The organism is Mycobacterium sp. (assembly GCF_049278535.1).
GTDB lineage: Bacteria > Actinomycetota > Actinomycetes > Mycobacteriales > Mycobacteriaceae > Mycobacterium.
On the sequence record NZ_JBAPMI010000348.1, the window covers coordinates 24,719 to 39,327 of the forward strand.

Annotated in this window: 15 protein-coding genes and 1 pseudogene; 7 read left to right on the forward strand and 9 right to left on the reverse strand. The window is 64.7% G+C overall.

All coding sequences use genetic code 11. The features are described from left to right. The first annotated feature begins 154 nt into the window (after positions 1–154). Positions 155–496, forward strand: coding sequence for an MmpS family transport accessory protein (locus WAO18_RS22760; protein ID WP_422208493.1), 342 nt, complete (start codon positions 155–157; stop codon positions 494–496). 5 nt (positions 497–501) lie between these two features. Here the strand turns inward: WAO18_RS22760 and WAO18_RS22765 are convergent, their stop codons facing one another. Together WAO18_RS22765 and WAO18_RS22770 are read right to left on the reverse strand one after the other, a co-directional pair. Next, positions 502–879: a hypothetical protein gene (locus WAO18_RS22765; RefSeq protein WP_422208494.1), complete on the reverse strand. Its 378-nt coding sequence runs from the start codon at positions 877–879 to the stop codon at positions 502–504. After that, positions 876–1,232 carry a PadR family transcriptional regulator gene (locus WAO18_RS22770; protein ID WP_422208495.1) on the reverse strand — a complete coding sequence of 119 codons (357 nt, stop codon included), beginning with the start codon at positions 1,230–1,232 and terminating at the stop codon, positions 876–878. The genes WAO18_RS22765 and WAO18_RS22770 overlap by 4 nt, the downstream gene beginning before the upstream one ends. 109 nt (positions 1,233–1,341) lie before the next feature. Between WAO18_RS22770 and WAO18_RS22775 the strand changes: the two genes are divergently transcribed. Together WAO18_RS22775 and WAO18_RS22780 are read left to right on the forward strand one after the other, a co-directional pair. Further along, a complete protein-coding gene (locus WAO18_RS22775) occupies positions 1,342–2,625 on the forward strand; it encodes a cytochrome P450 (protein WP_422208496.1) in 1,284 nt (427 codons plus the stop codon). 83 nt (positions 2,626–2,708) lie between these two features. Continuing rightward, on the forward strand, positions 2,709–4,301 hold the full coding sequence (locus tag WAO18_RS22780) for a Na+/H+ antiporter (RefSeq protein WP_422208497.1): 1,593 nt from the start codon (positions 2,709–2,711) through the stop codon (positions 4,299–4,301). A 9-nt stretch (positions 4,302–4,310) separates the two neighbouring features. On the opposite strand, the gene WAO18_RS22785 is transcribed toward WAO18_RS22780, so the two are convergent. Continuing rightward, positions 4,311–4,997 carry a sensor domain-containing protein gene (locus tag WAO18_RS22785; RefSeq protein ID WP_422208498.1) on the reverse strand — a complete coding sequence of 229 codons (687 nt, stop codon included), beginning with the start codon at positions 4,995–4,997 and terminating at the stop codon, positions 4,311–4,313. Between the two features lie 252 nt (positions 4,998–5,249). On the opposite strand from WAO18_RS22785, the gene WAO18_RS22790 reads away from it, so the two are divergent. After that, complete coding sequence (locus tag WAO18_RS22790; protein ID WP_422208499.1) at positions 5,250–5,759, forward strand: nitroreductase family deazaflavin-dependent oxidoreductase; 510 nt, start codon at positions 5,250–5,252, stop codon at positions 5,757–5,759. A 90-nt stretch (positions 5,760–5,849) separates the two neighbouring features. Next, positions 5,850–6,995, forward strand: a complete 1,146-nt coding sequence (locus WAO18_RS22795) for a glycosyltransferase (protein WP_422208500.1) — start codon at positions 5,850–5,852, stop codon at positions 6,993–6,995. Here the strand turns inward: WAO18_RS22795 and WAO18_RS22800 are convergent. Next, the gene (locus WAO18_RS22800) at positions 6,992–7,408 is read right to left on the reverse strand and encodes a hypothetical protein (RefSeq protein ID WP_422208501.1); all 417 of its coding nucleotides are present in this window, start codon (positions 7,406–7,408) and stop codon (positions 6,992–6,994) included. The genes WAO18_RS22795 and WAO18_RS22800 overlap by 4 nt on opposite strands. Before the next feature lie 118 nt (positions 7,409–7,526). After that, positions 7,527–8,288 carry an SDR family oxidoreductase gene (locus tag WAO18_RS22805; protein ID WP_422208508.1) on the reverse strand — a complete coding sequence of 254 codons (762 nt, stop codon included), beginning with the start codon at positions 8,286–8,288 and terminating at the stop codon, positions 7,527–7,529. 264 nt (positions 8,289–8,552) lie between these two features. On the opposite strand from WAO18_RS22805, the gene WAO18_RS22810 reads away from it, so the two are divergent. Continuing rightward, positions 8,553–8,753 (forward strand): hypothetical protein, encoded by a 201-nt coding sequence (locus WAO18_RS22810; protein ID WP_422208502.1) that lies wholly within the window; start codon positions 8,553–8,555, stop codon positions 8,751–8,753. Positions 8,754–8,787: 34 nt separating this feature from the next. Beyond that, positions 8,788–9,759, forward strand: a complete 972-nt coding sequence (locus tag WAO18_RS22815; RefSeq protein WP_422208503.1) for an aldo/keto reductase — start codon at positions 8,788–8,790, stop codon at positions 9,757–9,759. 6 nt (positions 9,760–9,765) lie between these two features. On the opposite strand, the gene WAO18_RS22820 is transcribed toward WAO18_RS22815, so the two are convergent. The 4 genes and pseudogenes from WAO18_RS22820 to WAO18_RS22835 form a co-directional block, all read right to left on the reverse strand. After that, positions 9,766–10,623, reverse strand: coding sequence for a transglutaminase-like domain-containing protein (locus WAO18_RS22820; protein WP_422208504.1), 858 nt, complete (start codon positions 10,621–10,623; stop codon positions 9,766–9,768). Between the two features lie 161 nt (positions 10,624–10,784). Then, positions 10,785–12,962: a glutamine synthetase III gene (locus WAO18_RS22825; RefSeq protein ID WP_422208505.1), complete on the reverse strand. Its 2,178-nt coding sequence runs from the start codon at positions 12,960–12,962 to the stop codon at positions 10,785–10,787. A gap of 173 nt (positions 12,963–13,135) precedes the next feature. Further along, positions 13,136–14,215, reverse strand: coding sequence for a dihydrodipicolinate reductase (locus WAO18_RS22830; protein WP_422208506.1), 1,080 nt, complete (start codon positions 14,213–14,215; stop codon positions 13,136–13,138). Positions 14,216–14,220: 5 nt separating this feature from the next. After that, positions 14,221–14,609, reverse strand: a pseudogene (locus WAO18_RS22835) (2Fe-2S ferredoxin); the annotation flags it as partial.

The window sequence follows — 14,609 nt, forward strand, 5'->3', positions numbered from 1 at the left end:
GATGAGCTCCTTCGCTACTCGCCGGCACGGCTTTACTGCGTGCCACGACAATTCTTGGGCATCGGTTCAATTGCGGCACATCGGAACTTGGCATTTGGAGAAAAGCCCTGAAAACCGACCCACGCGACTGGCCGAAGCGACACGATGTATGACCATGACCAAGCAGTCGATCTTTGTTGCGGCACTCACCGCGTTCGCGGCCACGGTAGGGCTTGGCGGCGCGGCACACGCGGACCCGGGGACCCAGGTGACATACCAGTTGAGCGGTAGCACCCCGGTCGCCGACTACATCTCGTACCAGGCGAACGATGGCCAGATCCAGCAAGCCCACGTGCCACTGCCGTGGAAGACGCAATTCAACGTCGCCACCTCCAAGGTGTTCGTCATCAGTGCGCAGGGCCCCGGCTCGATCACTTGCACGATCCTGGTGGACGGCAACGTGGTCAGCCAGGCGACCGCGAACGGGGCGCCCGCCCGCACCGTCTGTTCGCACTGACCGGGTTACAGCGGCCTGCGGGGCTTCGGCGGCGGGTAGACGACACGCCCGATGCTCGCCGACAACCAGCCGATAGCCCAGCCGCCGAAAAACACCGCAAAGGTGTGCCGGGTCCCCTCGCCGGCCTCCGTCCACACCGCAGCCAGGACGATCGACCACACTACCGCGCAGGCGATGCTGTAGCCGAGGTATGTACCTGAGTACTTGCGCAACAATCGAACTCGTTCAATCAACCCGGAACGGATCAACGACATCCGGGCACGCCGTGGAAGTTCGTCCTCACCGTGCGTGTCGTCCAGCATGGCGACCAACTCCTCGCCGTAGCGGCGGCGCCAGGCCGCCGGGTACCACCGCATGACGCGCCGGGCGTCGCGGGGATTCATCGGGCCAAGCCCGGGTTGGGCAGGTGCAATGCGATGCCGAGCCGACGGGCGCCCTCGGCCGCGATAGCCCCGAGACTACGTACCGCCGTGGTCAGTTCGGCGCGTCCCGCAGCGGTCAACTGATACGGGCGCCGTCTTTCGTCGTGGCCCACCGGCTCGATCAAGCCGTGCTCCTCCAGTGACGTGATCGCCCCGTACAAGGTTCCCGGGCCCAGTGTCACGCCGGCGAACCGCTCGATATCGCGTGCCAGTGCGTAACCATGCTTAGCGCCCGAGGCGAGGCTTGTCATGATCAGCACTCCCGGGTCATTTCGCCTGCCCAGCTTTCGGGCCGGACCAGAACGACGCGCCATGTGGGCGAGCTTAGTACGTTTAGCGTAGTACGCCAAGCGTAATATCTCGATTGGCCGCGACCGGTTTAGGCTCTCGGCTACAGCCCGCTCAACGACGAGGACGGCCGACATGGGTATTGCCACCCGGACGAACGGCGCTGCTCCGCCTGACATTGCACTTGCCGACATAGACCTCGGCACTTGGGATTTCTGGAGCCTTGACGACGATCAGCGTGACGGGGCGTTCACCACACTTCGGCGCGAGGCGCCGATCTCGTTCTGGGCAGAACCCGTGCAAGAAGGATTCGCCAAGGGCGACGGGCACTGGGCCATCACCGGGCTCGACGACGTGTTCTACGCGAGCCGTCACCCTGAGATCTTCAGCTCAAGCCCCAACATCACCATCAACGACCAGACGCCAGAAGTCTCAGAATATTTCGGCTCGATGATCGTGCTCGACGACCCGCGGCACCAACGGCTGCGTTCGATCGTCAGCCGGGCGTTCACCCCGAAGGTGGTGGCGCGCATCGAGACATCGGTGCGCGAGCGGGCCCGTCGGCTGGTCGCCGATTTGGTCGCCAAACACCCCGACGGCGCCGGCGAGGCGGTCAGCGAGTTGGCCGGGCCGCTGCCGCTGCAGGTCATCTGCGACATGATGGGCATCCCTGAGGAAGACCATCAGCAGATATTTCACTGGACCAACGTCATCCTCGGCTTCGGCGATCCCGATCTGACGACGGAATTCGACGAGTTCGTTCAGGTTTCGATGGACATCGGTGCCTACGCCAGCGCGCTGGCCGAGGATCGCCGGGTCAATCACCACGACGATCTGACGACGAGTTTGGTGGAGGCCGAGGTCGACGGCGAGCGGCTGACATCGGCCGAGGTCGCGTCGTTCTTCATCCTGCTGGCAGTGGCCGGCAACGAGACGACCCGCAATGCGATCAGCCATGGGCTGGTGGCGCTGACCCGCTATCCCGAGCAGCGACAGACGTGGTGGTCCGACTTCGATGCCCTGTCACACTCGGCCGTCGAGGAGATCGTGCGATGGGCCTCGCCGGTGGTTTACATGCGGCGCACGCTCACCCACGATTTCGATATGCACGGCACCAAGCTGGCGGCCGGCGACAAGGCCACCCTGTGGTACTGCTCGGCCAACCGCGACGAGTCAAAGTTTGCTAACCCGTGGATGTTTGACGTAACCCGCGACCCCAATCCACATGTCGGGTTCGGCGGCGGCGGCGCGCACTTCTGCTTGGGCGCCAACCTGGCCCGCCGCGAGATCAGGGTCATGTTCGAGGAACTGCATCGCGAGATACCCGATGTCGTCGCGACCGCCGAGCCCGCACGGTTGCTGTCACCGTTCATCCACGGCATCAAAACCCTGCCGATCGCGTGGACGCCGCCGAGCTGATTCCCGCCCGGCGTTGAACGCGCGCCCGGCGCGCGCGGACCGACAAGATGAAAATTGTCCGGTTCGTACCGCATGATGTGCAGGTGTTTGGGCTCGTCGTCATCGTTGTGCTGTTCGCCATCGTCATTGTGGGCACGGTGCTGGGCCGGCGCTACCGCGTCGGTCCACCGCTTCTGCTCATCGGGCTCGGTGCACTGCTCGGTTTGATTCCGCGGTTTGGCCACGTGCGGCTCGATGGCGAAATCGTGCTGCTGCTGTTCTTGCCGGCAATTCTCTACTGGGAAAGCCTGAACACCAGCTTTCGTGAGATCCGCGCCAACCTGCGCGTCATCGTTCTGCTCAGCATCGGTTTGGTGATCGCCAACGCGGTCGCGGTGTCGTGGACGGCACGGGTGTTGGGGATGGAATCACACGCGGCCGCGGTGCTGGGCGCCGTGCTCTCCCCCACCGATGCCGCGGCTGTCGCCGGTCTTGCGAAGCGGCTGCCGCGCCGCAACCTCACCGTCTTGAAAGCGGAAAGCATCATCAACGACGGAACTGCGCTCGTCCTGTTCGGCGTGGCGGTGTCCGTCGCGATGGGCGGTACGCCGGTGGGCCCGATCGACTTGACCGTCCGATTCATCCTGTCCTATCTCGGCGGCATCGCCGCCGGCCTGCTCATCGGCGGCGCTGTGACGCTGACCCGGACGCGGCTCGACGCGCCGCAAGAGGAAGCCGCGTTGAGCCTGCTGACCCCATTCGCCGCGTTCCTACTCGCCAACGCAATTGGTTGCAGCGGCGTCGTCGCGGTCCTGGTGTCGGCTCTCATGCTCGCCTATGCCTCGCCGCGGGTGATCCGGGCTCGGTCCCGTTTGGTGTCGTTCGCGTTCTGGGACATCGCGACATTTCTGATCAACGGCGCGCTGTGGGTGTTCGTCGGTGTGCAACTGCCTGGCGCCGTTCGCGGAGTCTCCCGGGTCGACGGCGGCATTCACCACGCTCTCGGCATGGCCGTCGCCGTCACCGTCGTGGTCGTCGTGACACGGCTTGTCTGGGGCGAAGCCACCACGATGTTGATCCGCGCCGTGGACCGACGCGAGGCGCAGCGTGCCCGGAGGGTGGACTGGCGCCAACGCATGGTGTCGGGTTGGGCCGGATTCCGCGGAGCCGTATCGCTTGCCGCCGCGCTAGCCGTCCCGCTCACCACCCGCAGCGGCGCACCCTTCCCCGACCGCAACCTGATCATCTTCGTGGTGTCGTTCGTGATTCTCACGACCGTCCTCGTGCAGGGCAGCACCCTGCCCGCCGTCGTGCGTTGGGCCCGGATTCCCGAAGACGAGGCGCACGCCGAGGAGTTGCGGCTGGCGCGCTGCTACGGCGCGCAGGCCGCCCTGGATGCGTTGCCGCTGGTTGCCGCCGAGGTCGGCGTCAGCGAAGACCTGCAGAACCGCCTGAACGCGGAATACAAACAACATGCTGCGCTGGTCAAGACCAGCGGCGACGGCTCCGCGCCCAACGCCGCGGAGGAGCGCAGCGATTTGATCCGCCAGGTGCGTCTCGGCGTGCTCGAACACAAGCGCCGTGCCATCACCGAGCTTCGCGATCAGCGGCGCATCGACGACATCGTCCTGCTCGAGCTGCAGGAGTCGATGGATCTGGAGGAGGCGCGGTTGCTGGGGCCATCGGGCCCCGACTAGCCGAATCGATTACCGCGCAGCCACTTTCGCGACGATCTGGTTGGCGATGTCGACCGCGGAGTTTGCCGGGTTGGCGCTGCAGGTGTTCACGTCGACGATGACGTTGTTCTTGACCGCCAACGCCCGACCGCAACCCCACCCACCGGTTTTTGCTTCTTGCTGCGTCGAAATCGTGCTCAACGCGCCGTTGTCATCAGATATCGGCCCGACAATCCACTGCGTTCTGGACTGGGTGTGGGTGTACTGGTGGCACGCCGGCCAGCGCAGGCCTGACGCGATGAAGAAAGAGCGAGCCTGTTTGGCGGTGGGAAACAGCACCACCGCCTGCTCGGCATAGTGGGTGAAATTGTTGCCGTCGTTGAGTGCCTGGTCGCGCTCGGCGGTGAAACCGCTGTTGGCGTAAACGGGGGCTTGCGCCGAACCATCGATGGCCAGGCATTCGCTCGGCTTCATGGTGGCGCTGTCGTCAGACATCGCGTCGTGCTTCTTGATGACCGCCATGTCGGTCGCCCCCATCAGCGGGTTGATCTGGGCAGGGGTGAGCAACATCGATTCGAGTTCACGCTCGACGACAGGGCGCGGGATCAGCGACGTGACCGTCGTCGTCGAGTTCGTACCGGCTTGATTGCTGCTGTCGCATCCCGCGACGAGCATCCCGACGGCGGCCGCGGTAACCGTGGCCACGAAGTGGCGCATTCGCTTCTTCCTCATCCCCGTCGTAACCCCCGCCCGAGCGCGGCGCGATGACCACGCGGCGTTGCCGATCAGAGGCCGCGACGTCAACCCTACCGCGCGATGCGACCAGTAATACCAGGGCATTAGAGCAATTTTAGGCTGCCCTCAGCGATTCCAGATAGAGCAGAGGTGATTTGCGGGATACCCAACCGTCGACAGGCCCAATCGCGCCGAAAGCTCCTCGCTCGAGCCGTGAGTGAGTACCGTCGAGCCGTGTCCCTTCGGCGAGAAAGCCCGCTTCGTGGTCGACGACTGCGCACGCATGAGGCGTTGATGGAGCGCGCCCTGATGAGCCCAGCCGGCTATCAGTTCCTGCTCCACCTGGCGCCACGCATCGACAAAGCGGTGATCCCAAGGACCAACGGCCGTCTCAGCTCGGCGGGTCTGGACAAAGTCGGGCTCGTCACCACCACCGGAGCGAAGTCAGGGCAGCCGCGGACCCAACCGCTGGCGCTGCTGGAAGAGTCCGACGGACTGCTCGCGATCGGCTCGAACTACGGTCGCGCTTCCCATCCGGCTTGGACGGCGAATCTACTGGCGCACCCCGAGTGCACGGTCGAATTCAAGGCTCCCCCCGCGCAATACCGAGCCGAACTGCTGACCGGCGATGCCCGCGCCGCGGCGTGGGCCGCAGCTGCCGACTTCTACGCGGGTTACGAGCGCTACCGGACCAGCTGCGCACCGCGCGAGATCAGGGTGTTTCGCCTCCGTCCCACCGCCTGAAACCCGGCGATCTGCGGTGTTCACGGCTTGTTCAGTTACTCGTCAGTGTTAGATCGTTGAGCGCACACGAGCGCCGGTTTCGCTGGCTACATGCGCGTTGTCCAGGTCGCCAATTTCTACGGGCCTCGTTCCGGCGGCCTTCGCACCGCCGTCGACCGATTGGGTGCGGAATACTGCGCCGCGGGCCACGAGGTGTTCCTGATCGTTCCCGGGCGGCACACCGAACACACCGAACTCTCCACCGGCGTCGTGCGAATGACCGTGCCCGCCAAGCTGATTCCATTCACTGGCGGATACCGAGCCGTGTTACCGGGCCCGGTGCGGACGCTGCTGAAAGCACTGCGACCCGACACGCTCGAGGTGTCTGACCGGCTCACGCTGAGGTCGCTGGGGCGCTGGGGCCGCGACCACGGCGCGAGGGCGGTGATGATCTCCCACGAGCGCCTCGATCGCCTTGCGGGCCAAGTACTTCCGCGCCGCACCGCACGAAAGTTCGCCGACTTCGCCAACCGGCGTACCGCCGCCAACTATGACACCGTGGTGTGCACCACCGGTTTTGCCCGCGAGGAATTCGACCGCATCGGCGCGACGAACACCGTCACCATTCCGCTCGGCGTGGACCTGGAGACGTTCCACCCGTCGCGGCGCTCCGCGCTTGTCCGTCAACGCTGGGCTGCACCGAACCAGATATTGCTGGTGCACTGTGGACGGCTGTCGGTGGAGAAGCGGGCCGACCGCAGTATCGACGCGGTTGCCGCGTTGTGCGATGCCGGCGTGCAGGCCCGTCTGGTCGTGGTCGGTGACGGCCCGCTGCGGGCCAGGCTGCAACGCCAGGCCGCGCGATTGCCGATCGATTTCACCGGTTTCATCTCCGATCGGCACAGCGTCGCCGAGTTGCTGGCGTCAGCCGATGTCGCGCTGGCTCCCGGGCCGCACGAAACCTTCGGGTTGGCCGCGCTGGAGTCGCTGGCCTGCGGGACGCCGGCGGTGGTCTCCCGCACGTCGGCACTGGGCGAGATCATCACCGCCGACAGCGGCGCGCTGGCCGACAACAATCCGTTGGCGATCGCCGAGGCGGTCACCGCGATCGTCAGCCGACCCGAGGAGCAGCGCCGTGCCAGTGCCCGGCGTCGCGCCGAGATGTTCACCTGGCAGCGAGCCGCCGTCGGCATGCTGACCACGCTGGGGGCCGCATCGTCGGACAACGACCCCGGCGATTCTCAGCACACCGCCTAGCTGCCGCCACCCTGTTGGCCGGGGCCGGCAGGCCCCACCTGACCGGTCAGCGGGTTGACCTGGACTGTCATCGGCCCGCCGGCCTGTTGCCGTCCCTGTGCTGCACGTTGCTGCGCCGCTTGGGCGAGGGCGCTGACCATTTGGTTGTTCTTCGCCATCTCGCGGCGATCCTCGTCGGACAGCTCGTAAAACGACCACAGACCCCACGCGGCGGGCCGGACGTAGACCGTCACCTTCTGGTGTCGACGCTTGTTCGCCGTCAACACCGCGGGGACGGGCACAACTCGGTCCAGGGTCGCGGAACTGACTAGTTCCTGGGCGATCTTCTCCGTATCCACCCCGTCTTGAAGTTCGTAGACCAAGGACTGGTGAGGTGTGTGGGATGGGCCCTGGAGGGCCAGGAACCACGCCATCCGCGTCTCCTTCGCTCGTGATTGTCAGCGCAACTGTAGAGGACGCAGTCAGTTCCGCGGCTGGAATGCCACCGGCGCTCGGCGATCGCCGCAGTGGCGATCGCCATTGCGGGAACGGCTAATTGGTGTCGGGGAAAGCGACCTGGCTGGCCGGTGCGCCGCGGGCAACCACCACCGGCATCGACGTCGAAGAATTTGTCTGCAGGATCGTCTGCACCACCTCGATGAGATCCTCGACCGGCATTAACTTGCCGGGCATGCAGCCACCCGACACCCACAGCGGATAGGCCTTCATCGCCAAGTCCATGTCCCAGCCGGCGTTCATCCCGGTTGCCGCATCGCCCTGACCGCCGGCGCATTCCCCGACGATCAGGGAGGTGAAGCCGACGTCGGGATGCTCGGCCCGCCAGGCTTCCACGAGCCTTTCCAGCGCAGCCTTGCTGACGCCATACGCGCCAAGAGCGGGCCACGGCGGCCCGAACGTGCCGGCGTCGGAAGAGAGGTAGACCGCCTTGCCCGCCGACGACGTCAGGTGCGAAATCGCCGCCGCCGTCGCCAGCGACGCGCCGATGACATTGGTGTCGAAAATGCGCCGCCACGTGTCGGCGCCGGTGTCGACCATGCGAACCAGCGGGCTGATCGCGGGTGTGTAGATGAGGTTGTCGATGCCGCCCAGCGCTCCGGCGGCCTGATCGAACGCCGACCGGCACGACTGCTCGTCGGTGACATCACATTCGATGGCGACCGCGCCGGATCCAGCTTCCTCGGCGGCGGCCTCGATCCGCTCGCGGCGCCGGGCGAGCAACGCAACCTGCTGGCCGCGCTTCGCAAGGCCGACCCCGATGCAACGCCCAAGGCCACTCGACGCCCCAACGACCACTGTCCGTGACATATTTGCCCTTTCTTGTAACGCACCCCGTTGCAGCCACAGCGTATCCGCCGCCGGGTCGGCCTTCTATAGCGCAGCCGATACCGCTGCAGTCCGGCCGTTAAATCCGGATTGCCAGACGCCGGATCCGGATAGTTGGCGGAGCGTGAATTTGTGAGTTTAAGCACGTTTAGGACGGGCTAATCGCAGCTCACATATGAGGGTTCTGGTGCGACGAGCGCACCGAATAAGGGTCGATGAAGTGGGGCACTGATTATGAATTCTTTCGCCGTAGCCGAGATTGCCTACGACGAGCGCGACTACGACAACTGGCTGGCCACGCTGACCCAGGCGTCAGCCCGGCTTGATGTCCTACAAACCGTGGTCAACGAGCTCGGACGGCTGTGCGACCGCGAAGACGTGGTCCAGAGCTGGCAGGTGATGGAGGTGCTGCACAGGCACGGCGCAATCACCTGAGCGCCCGACTGTCGCGGTCAGTACCGTGAACTAGATGAAGTATCTGGACGTCGACGGCATCGGCAGAGTCAGCCGGATCGGGTTGGGGACCTGGCAGTTCGGGTCACGCGAGTGGGGCTACGGCGACGGATACGCCGCAGGGGCAGCCCGCGACATCGTCCGTCGCGCACGTGCCCTGGGCGTCAACTTCTTCGACACCGCCGAGGTGTACGGGCTCGGTAAGAGTGAGCGAATCCTCGGCGAGGCGCTCGGCGACGAACGCGACCAGGTTGCGGTGGCCAGCAAGATCTTTCCCATCGCGCCGTTTCCCGCCGTGGTGAAGCAGCGTGAGCGCGCCAGCGCGCGGCGGCTGCAGCTGGAGCAGATCCCGCTGTACCAGATTCACCAGCCCAACCCGGTCGTTCCCGACTCGGTGATCATGCCGGGCATGCGTGAGCTGATCGACAGCGGCGCCATCGGCGCTGCCGGAGTCTCGAATTATTCGCTGTCTCGGTGGAAGCAGGCCGATGCCGCACTCGGGCGACCGGTGATCAGCAACCAGGTGCATTTCTCACTCGCGCACCCGCAGGCACTCAAGGGCATGGTCCCCTTCGCCGAGCAGAACAACCGTGTGGTGATCGCCTACAGCCCGCTGGCGCAGGGACTTCTGGGCGGCAAGTACGGCGTCGATAACCGGCCCGGCGGCGTTCGCACGATCAACTCGCTGTTCGGTACCGAGAACCTGCGCCGCATCGAGCCGCTGCTTCAGACGTTGCGCGATGTCGCCGCGGATGTCGACGCGAAGCCGGCGCAGGTGGCGCTGGCGTGGCTGATCAGCCTGCCCAACGTCGTCGCCATCCCGGGGGCATCGAGTGTCGAGCAGCTCGAATTCAACGTCGCCGCAGCCGATATCGAGCTGAGCGCCGATTCCCGCGAGGCACTCACCGACGCGGCCCGCAATTTCCGGCCGGTGTCCACGAGGCGTTTCCTAACCGACACACTTCGGGAGCGGATCGGCCTGCACTGAGCTCTGCTAGTGCAAGCTCACCAGCTGATCAACCGAATCGTAGGGCAGTTCGCCGTCCACGACGGCCGTGATCGTCATGGCGTTCAACGTGATTGAGCCGTGATGGTTATCCAGGAAAGCGGTATCGGCCGCGTCGCGGCCGGTTGCGATACGCACCATCGACTGCCGAGGTGCCAAACACGTAGCGTCGACGACGCGCCACTCCCCGTCGACGTATGCCTCGGCGACGGCGTGAAAGTCCATCGGGTCACACCCCGGCGCGTACACCGCCGCGAGGCGGGCGGGCATCTGCAGTGCCCGCAACATGGCGATCACCAGGTGGGCGTAGTCGCGGCACACCCCCGCACCGGCCAGCAAGGTGTCGGCGGCGCCGTCGATCGGATCACTGGATCCCGGAACGTAAAGCAGTCGGGTGCCCACCCACGCCGAGACTTTCTCGAGCAACGTCGCCGAGTCGGCATACTGCGCGAACTCGGTGGCGGCGAACCCGAAGAACTTGTCGGATTCGGCGTAGCGACTCGGACGCAGATAGGTGATCAGGTCGATGTCGCGAACTGGCGCCGGCGCGGCTTCGCCTGCGACTGTAGCCGAGTACGACAGGCTGACCGCTCCCTCGCCGACATCGATCGCATGAATCCGGGTGTCATGCTGTCCGAGAATCTCGCGAGGCTGAAGTAGCTTGCCGTTGAACGTGATTGCGAGAGATTCGTGAATCTCGAGCCCCGGCTGGCGAGCGACGGCGACTTGAAACTCAAGCGTTGTGGGAGCGGTAACCTCGACGTCGATCTGCGCGGCGACTTCGCGGTTGGCGATTGTCGTCGCTGTGCCTCGCGCACCGTCTTTGTGGTGCCGCCATGAGGGCATGCGCGTACCGCCTTTTCGTTGTCGCAGAAATTACGTGCCGAGACAACGTACTGCCGTCGACCAATGTCCTACGAAACGTTGGGCGTACGCCATCGGCTGCGGACTCAACCAGGGCACAAAACCTGCCTGCAGCCTACAGGGGGTCACGCCTGATGCCTGCGTTAGAGGATGTACAGCATCTCCTGGTAGGTGGGTAACGGCCATAGATCGTCGGCGACAACAGCTTCCAACGCGTCGGCAGCGGAGCGGATCGCCGTCATCGCGGGCAGCAGCGCCTCTTGGGCGTGCTTGGCCTCCTCCAATGCGGACTCCGCCGAGTGGTCAGACAAAGCTGATTTCAGCGTTGCCAATCCGGCCTCGAGGTCGGCGAGCGGGCCCGAGACCGCTTCCAGCGCAGTCATGCTGGGCGGCACGCCCGCCGCCTTCAAAGCCAAGACGTTTTGCGCAAGCTGAGTTTGATGGCGGACCGCGGCCGGCAGGATGATCGTCGTACCGATCTCCAGGGCCAGTTTGGCCTCCACCCCGATGGTCAACGCGTACTGCTCCAAGCGGACCTCGTAGCGGCTCTGCAGTTCGCGTTCGCTGAACACACCGTATTTCTCGAACAGTTCGATCGAATCCGGCTTGATCAGCTCGGGAATCGCGTCCAGCGTGGTCCTGAGGTTCGGCAGGCCCCGCTCGGCCGCCTCGATCTGCCACTTCTCCGAGTAGCCGTCGCCGTTGTACACGACGTCGCCATGCTCGGTGATGATTTCGGTGAGCAGCTTCTGCACTGCCTGGTCAAAGTTTTCGCCATCGGCCACGGCCTGCTCGAGAACTGTCGCCATGAAGTCGAGCGAGTCCGCCATGATCGTGTTGAGCACGATCAACGGCACGGCGACGGTCTGCCCGGAGCCGGGCGCGCGGAATTCAAAGCGGTTGCCGGTGAAGGCGAAGGGGCTGGTGCGGTTGCGGTCCCCCGCGTCCGTCGGCAAGTGGGGCAGCGTATCGACACCGATGATCATGGTGCCCTTGCCTTTTGATGATGTCGCCGCGCCCTTGGCGATCTGCTCGAAGACATCGGCGAGCTGTTCGCCGAGGAAGATCGAGATGATCGCCGGCGGCGCCTCGTTGGCGCCCAGGCGGTGGTCGTTGGTGGCCGAGGCGACCGACACCCGCAGCAGACCCGCGAACTTGTGCACGGCCCGGATCACCGCCGCGCAGAACACTAAGAACTGGGCGTTCTCATGCGGGGTGTCACCCGGGACCAGCAGCGAGCCCAAATCCGCGTTGCCCATCGAGAAGTTGACGTGCTTTCCGGATCCGTTGACGCCGGCGAACGGCTTCTCGTGGAACAGACACTCCATGCCGTGCTTCTTGGCGATCGTCTTGAAGACCGTCATTGTCAGCTGCTGGTGATCCGAGGCGATGTTGGCCCGCTCGAACATCGGCGCCAATTCGAACTGGCCGGGGGCCACCTCGTTGTGCCGCGTCTTGGCAGGGATGCCGAGTTTGAACAGTTCCCGCTCGGTGTCCATCATGAAGCCCAGCACACGCTCGGGGACCGCGCCGAAGTAGTGGTCGTCGAACTCCTGGCCTTTCGGCGGCTTGGTGCCGAACAAGGTGCGGCCGGCGTTGATGAGGTCGGGGCGCGCCAGGAAGAAGTGCCGGTCGATCAGAAAGTACTCCTGCTCGGGGCCGCAGAATGACACGACATGGTTGAGGTCTTTGTGACCGAAGAGCTTCAAGACGCGCTCTGCATGCGTACCCATGGCCTGCTGGCTGCGCAGCAACGGGGTCTTGAAGTCGAGTGCCTCACCGGTCATCGAGACGAACACTGTCGGGATGCACAGCGTGTTGCCGTTCGGGTTCTCCAGGATGTAGGCCGGGCTGGTGACGTCCCAGCCGGTGTAGCCGCGAGCCTCGAAGGTGCTGCGCAGCCCGCCGGACGGGAAACTCGAGGCGTCGGGCTCACCCTGGATGAGCGTCTTGCCGGCGAACTCAGCAAGGGTCTGCCCGTCGGAGACGGGTTCCAGGAAGCTGTCGTGCTTTTCGGCGGTCAGGCCGGTCATCGGGTAGAAGACGTGGGCGTAGTGGGTAGCGCCCTTCTCCAGCGCCCAATCCTTCATGGCAGCTGCGACCGAGTCGCCGACCGCGGGGTCGAGCTTCGCGCCCTTGTCGATGGTCGCCACGACGGACTTGTAGACGGCTTTGGGTAGCCGCGCTTGCATCTCCGCCTTGGTGAAGACGCTGGAGCCGAAAACCTGGCCCGGAGTCTCGCCCGGATCGAAGCTGATTGCGGGAGGCGCATAAGCCTCCACATTGTTAATTGCCTGCAGGCGCGCAGCATTGCCGCTCAATAGAGCCCCTATCACCGCGATGCATCGCATCGGATTGCCAGATTGTTGTCCGGCTGACACTAGGGACGATCGGTTCCGGGAATGTTACGTCGCTGTCAAACTCCGATGGCAGCAGTGTTTGCGGGGTCAAGATTGCGTTGCAGTGCACCCCGGCCCCTGACGCCGGCCGGACCCTACCGCTTGAAGCGGCCGGCGAACCCACGCAGCGGCAGGTCGGCGCTGGTCATCAGTCCCGGAGGCGCTGCGACGACGCCGGCGATGGCGGCCAGGGCGGGCATGCCCGTGACGGTCATACCGATCGACGCGAAGTTCGCCGGATCGGACAGATCGACACCAGCTTTCGGGAAGATCATGTGCTTGTTGTAAACACATGGGTCGCCGGTGATCTGGGTGATATAGCAGCCCTTGATATGCCAGCTCGGGTCGGTGTGCGGAGTCATCTGCCACTCCAGATGTGTCTCGACGCGCGGGACGCCGTCCACCATGCCCTGATATTTGATGTAGTTGCCGCCCAGTGACCCCTTGGGCAAGGTGTACCAGCCCAGATCCACGTCTTTGGTGCAGGCGCCGAGCTCGTAGCTGAATTTCACTTCGTCCAGCGGCAGATCGAAGCAGTCCGCCATCATCAAAACGCTGTCGGCGAACACCCTGGTGTATTTCTCCAGCTTCGCCGGGATCGTGGGATCGTCGACCGGCAGGCCGTAGCCGACCTCGATCCAGGTGTCCTTGGAGTGGTGGCATGACACGTCCACGGACTCGATTGTGGTGACGTTCTCGATTTCGGCGACATCAGCCGAACACACCACGCCCAGAATCTGATTGAGCCCCGGGTTCATCCCGGTGCCGTAGAACGAGGCACCACCCTTCTGGCAGGCCTCCTGCAGAACCTGGCTCACCGGCTTACCGGATGGGTGCGGATGGTTGGTATCGCGGTGCCATCCGGTGATCCAGTCGGCGGTGGTCACGATATTGATGCCCGCCTCAAGCACTTTGACGTAGAGGTCCTCGTCGGGGAACACTCCGTGGAACGTCAGCACGTCCGGCTTGGCGGCGATGATCTCCTCGATACTGCCGGTGGCCATCACCCCGTTGGGTGCCACGCCGGCCAGCTCCCCGCTGTCCTTGCCCACTTTGTCTGGCGAATAGCAGTGCACGCCAACGAGTTCCAAATCAGGCCGTAGCGCGATCCGTTTGATCATCTCCGAACCGACGTTGCCGGTGGCAACTTGGAACACGCGGAGCGGTGCATTCATTCGGGTCAGCCTTTCTGAGATGCGGCATACACTTCGGCAGCGGTGCCGCCGATGCCGTCGGGATAAAACTGCTTGGCCCAGTTGCGAATTGCGGTGAAGCCCTCGTATTCAGCGGTCGCCAGGGCGGGCGGGTCCGAGTAGCGCTGGTGCTGCCAGATGTCGATGTCCTGCTCGAACTGGCGGATCACTTCTTCGCCGAATTCACGGGCCTTGGTTTCGGCGCGCTCGGTGTCCTTGCCCGGCGTTCGGCCGATGTAGACCATGAATCGGACGTCGGAGGTGGAGTCGTCCACTGGGGTGATCGCCGAGATGGTGCGGTTGTCGATCATGCCCCAGCTCTTGGTCACCGCGATGCCAAGGCCACCGTTGATGGCTTCCACCCGGCTGTCGATGT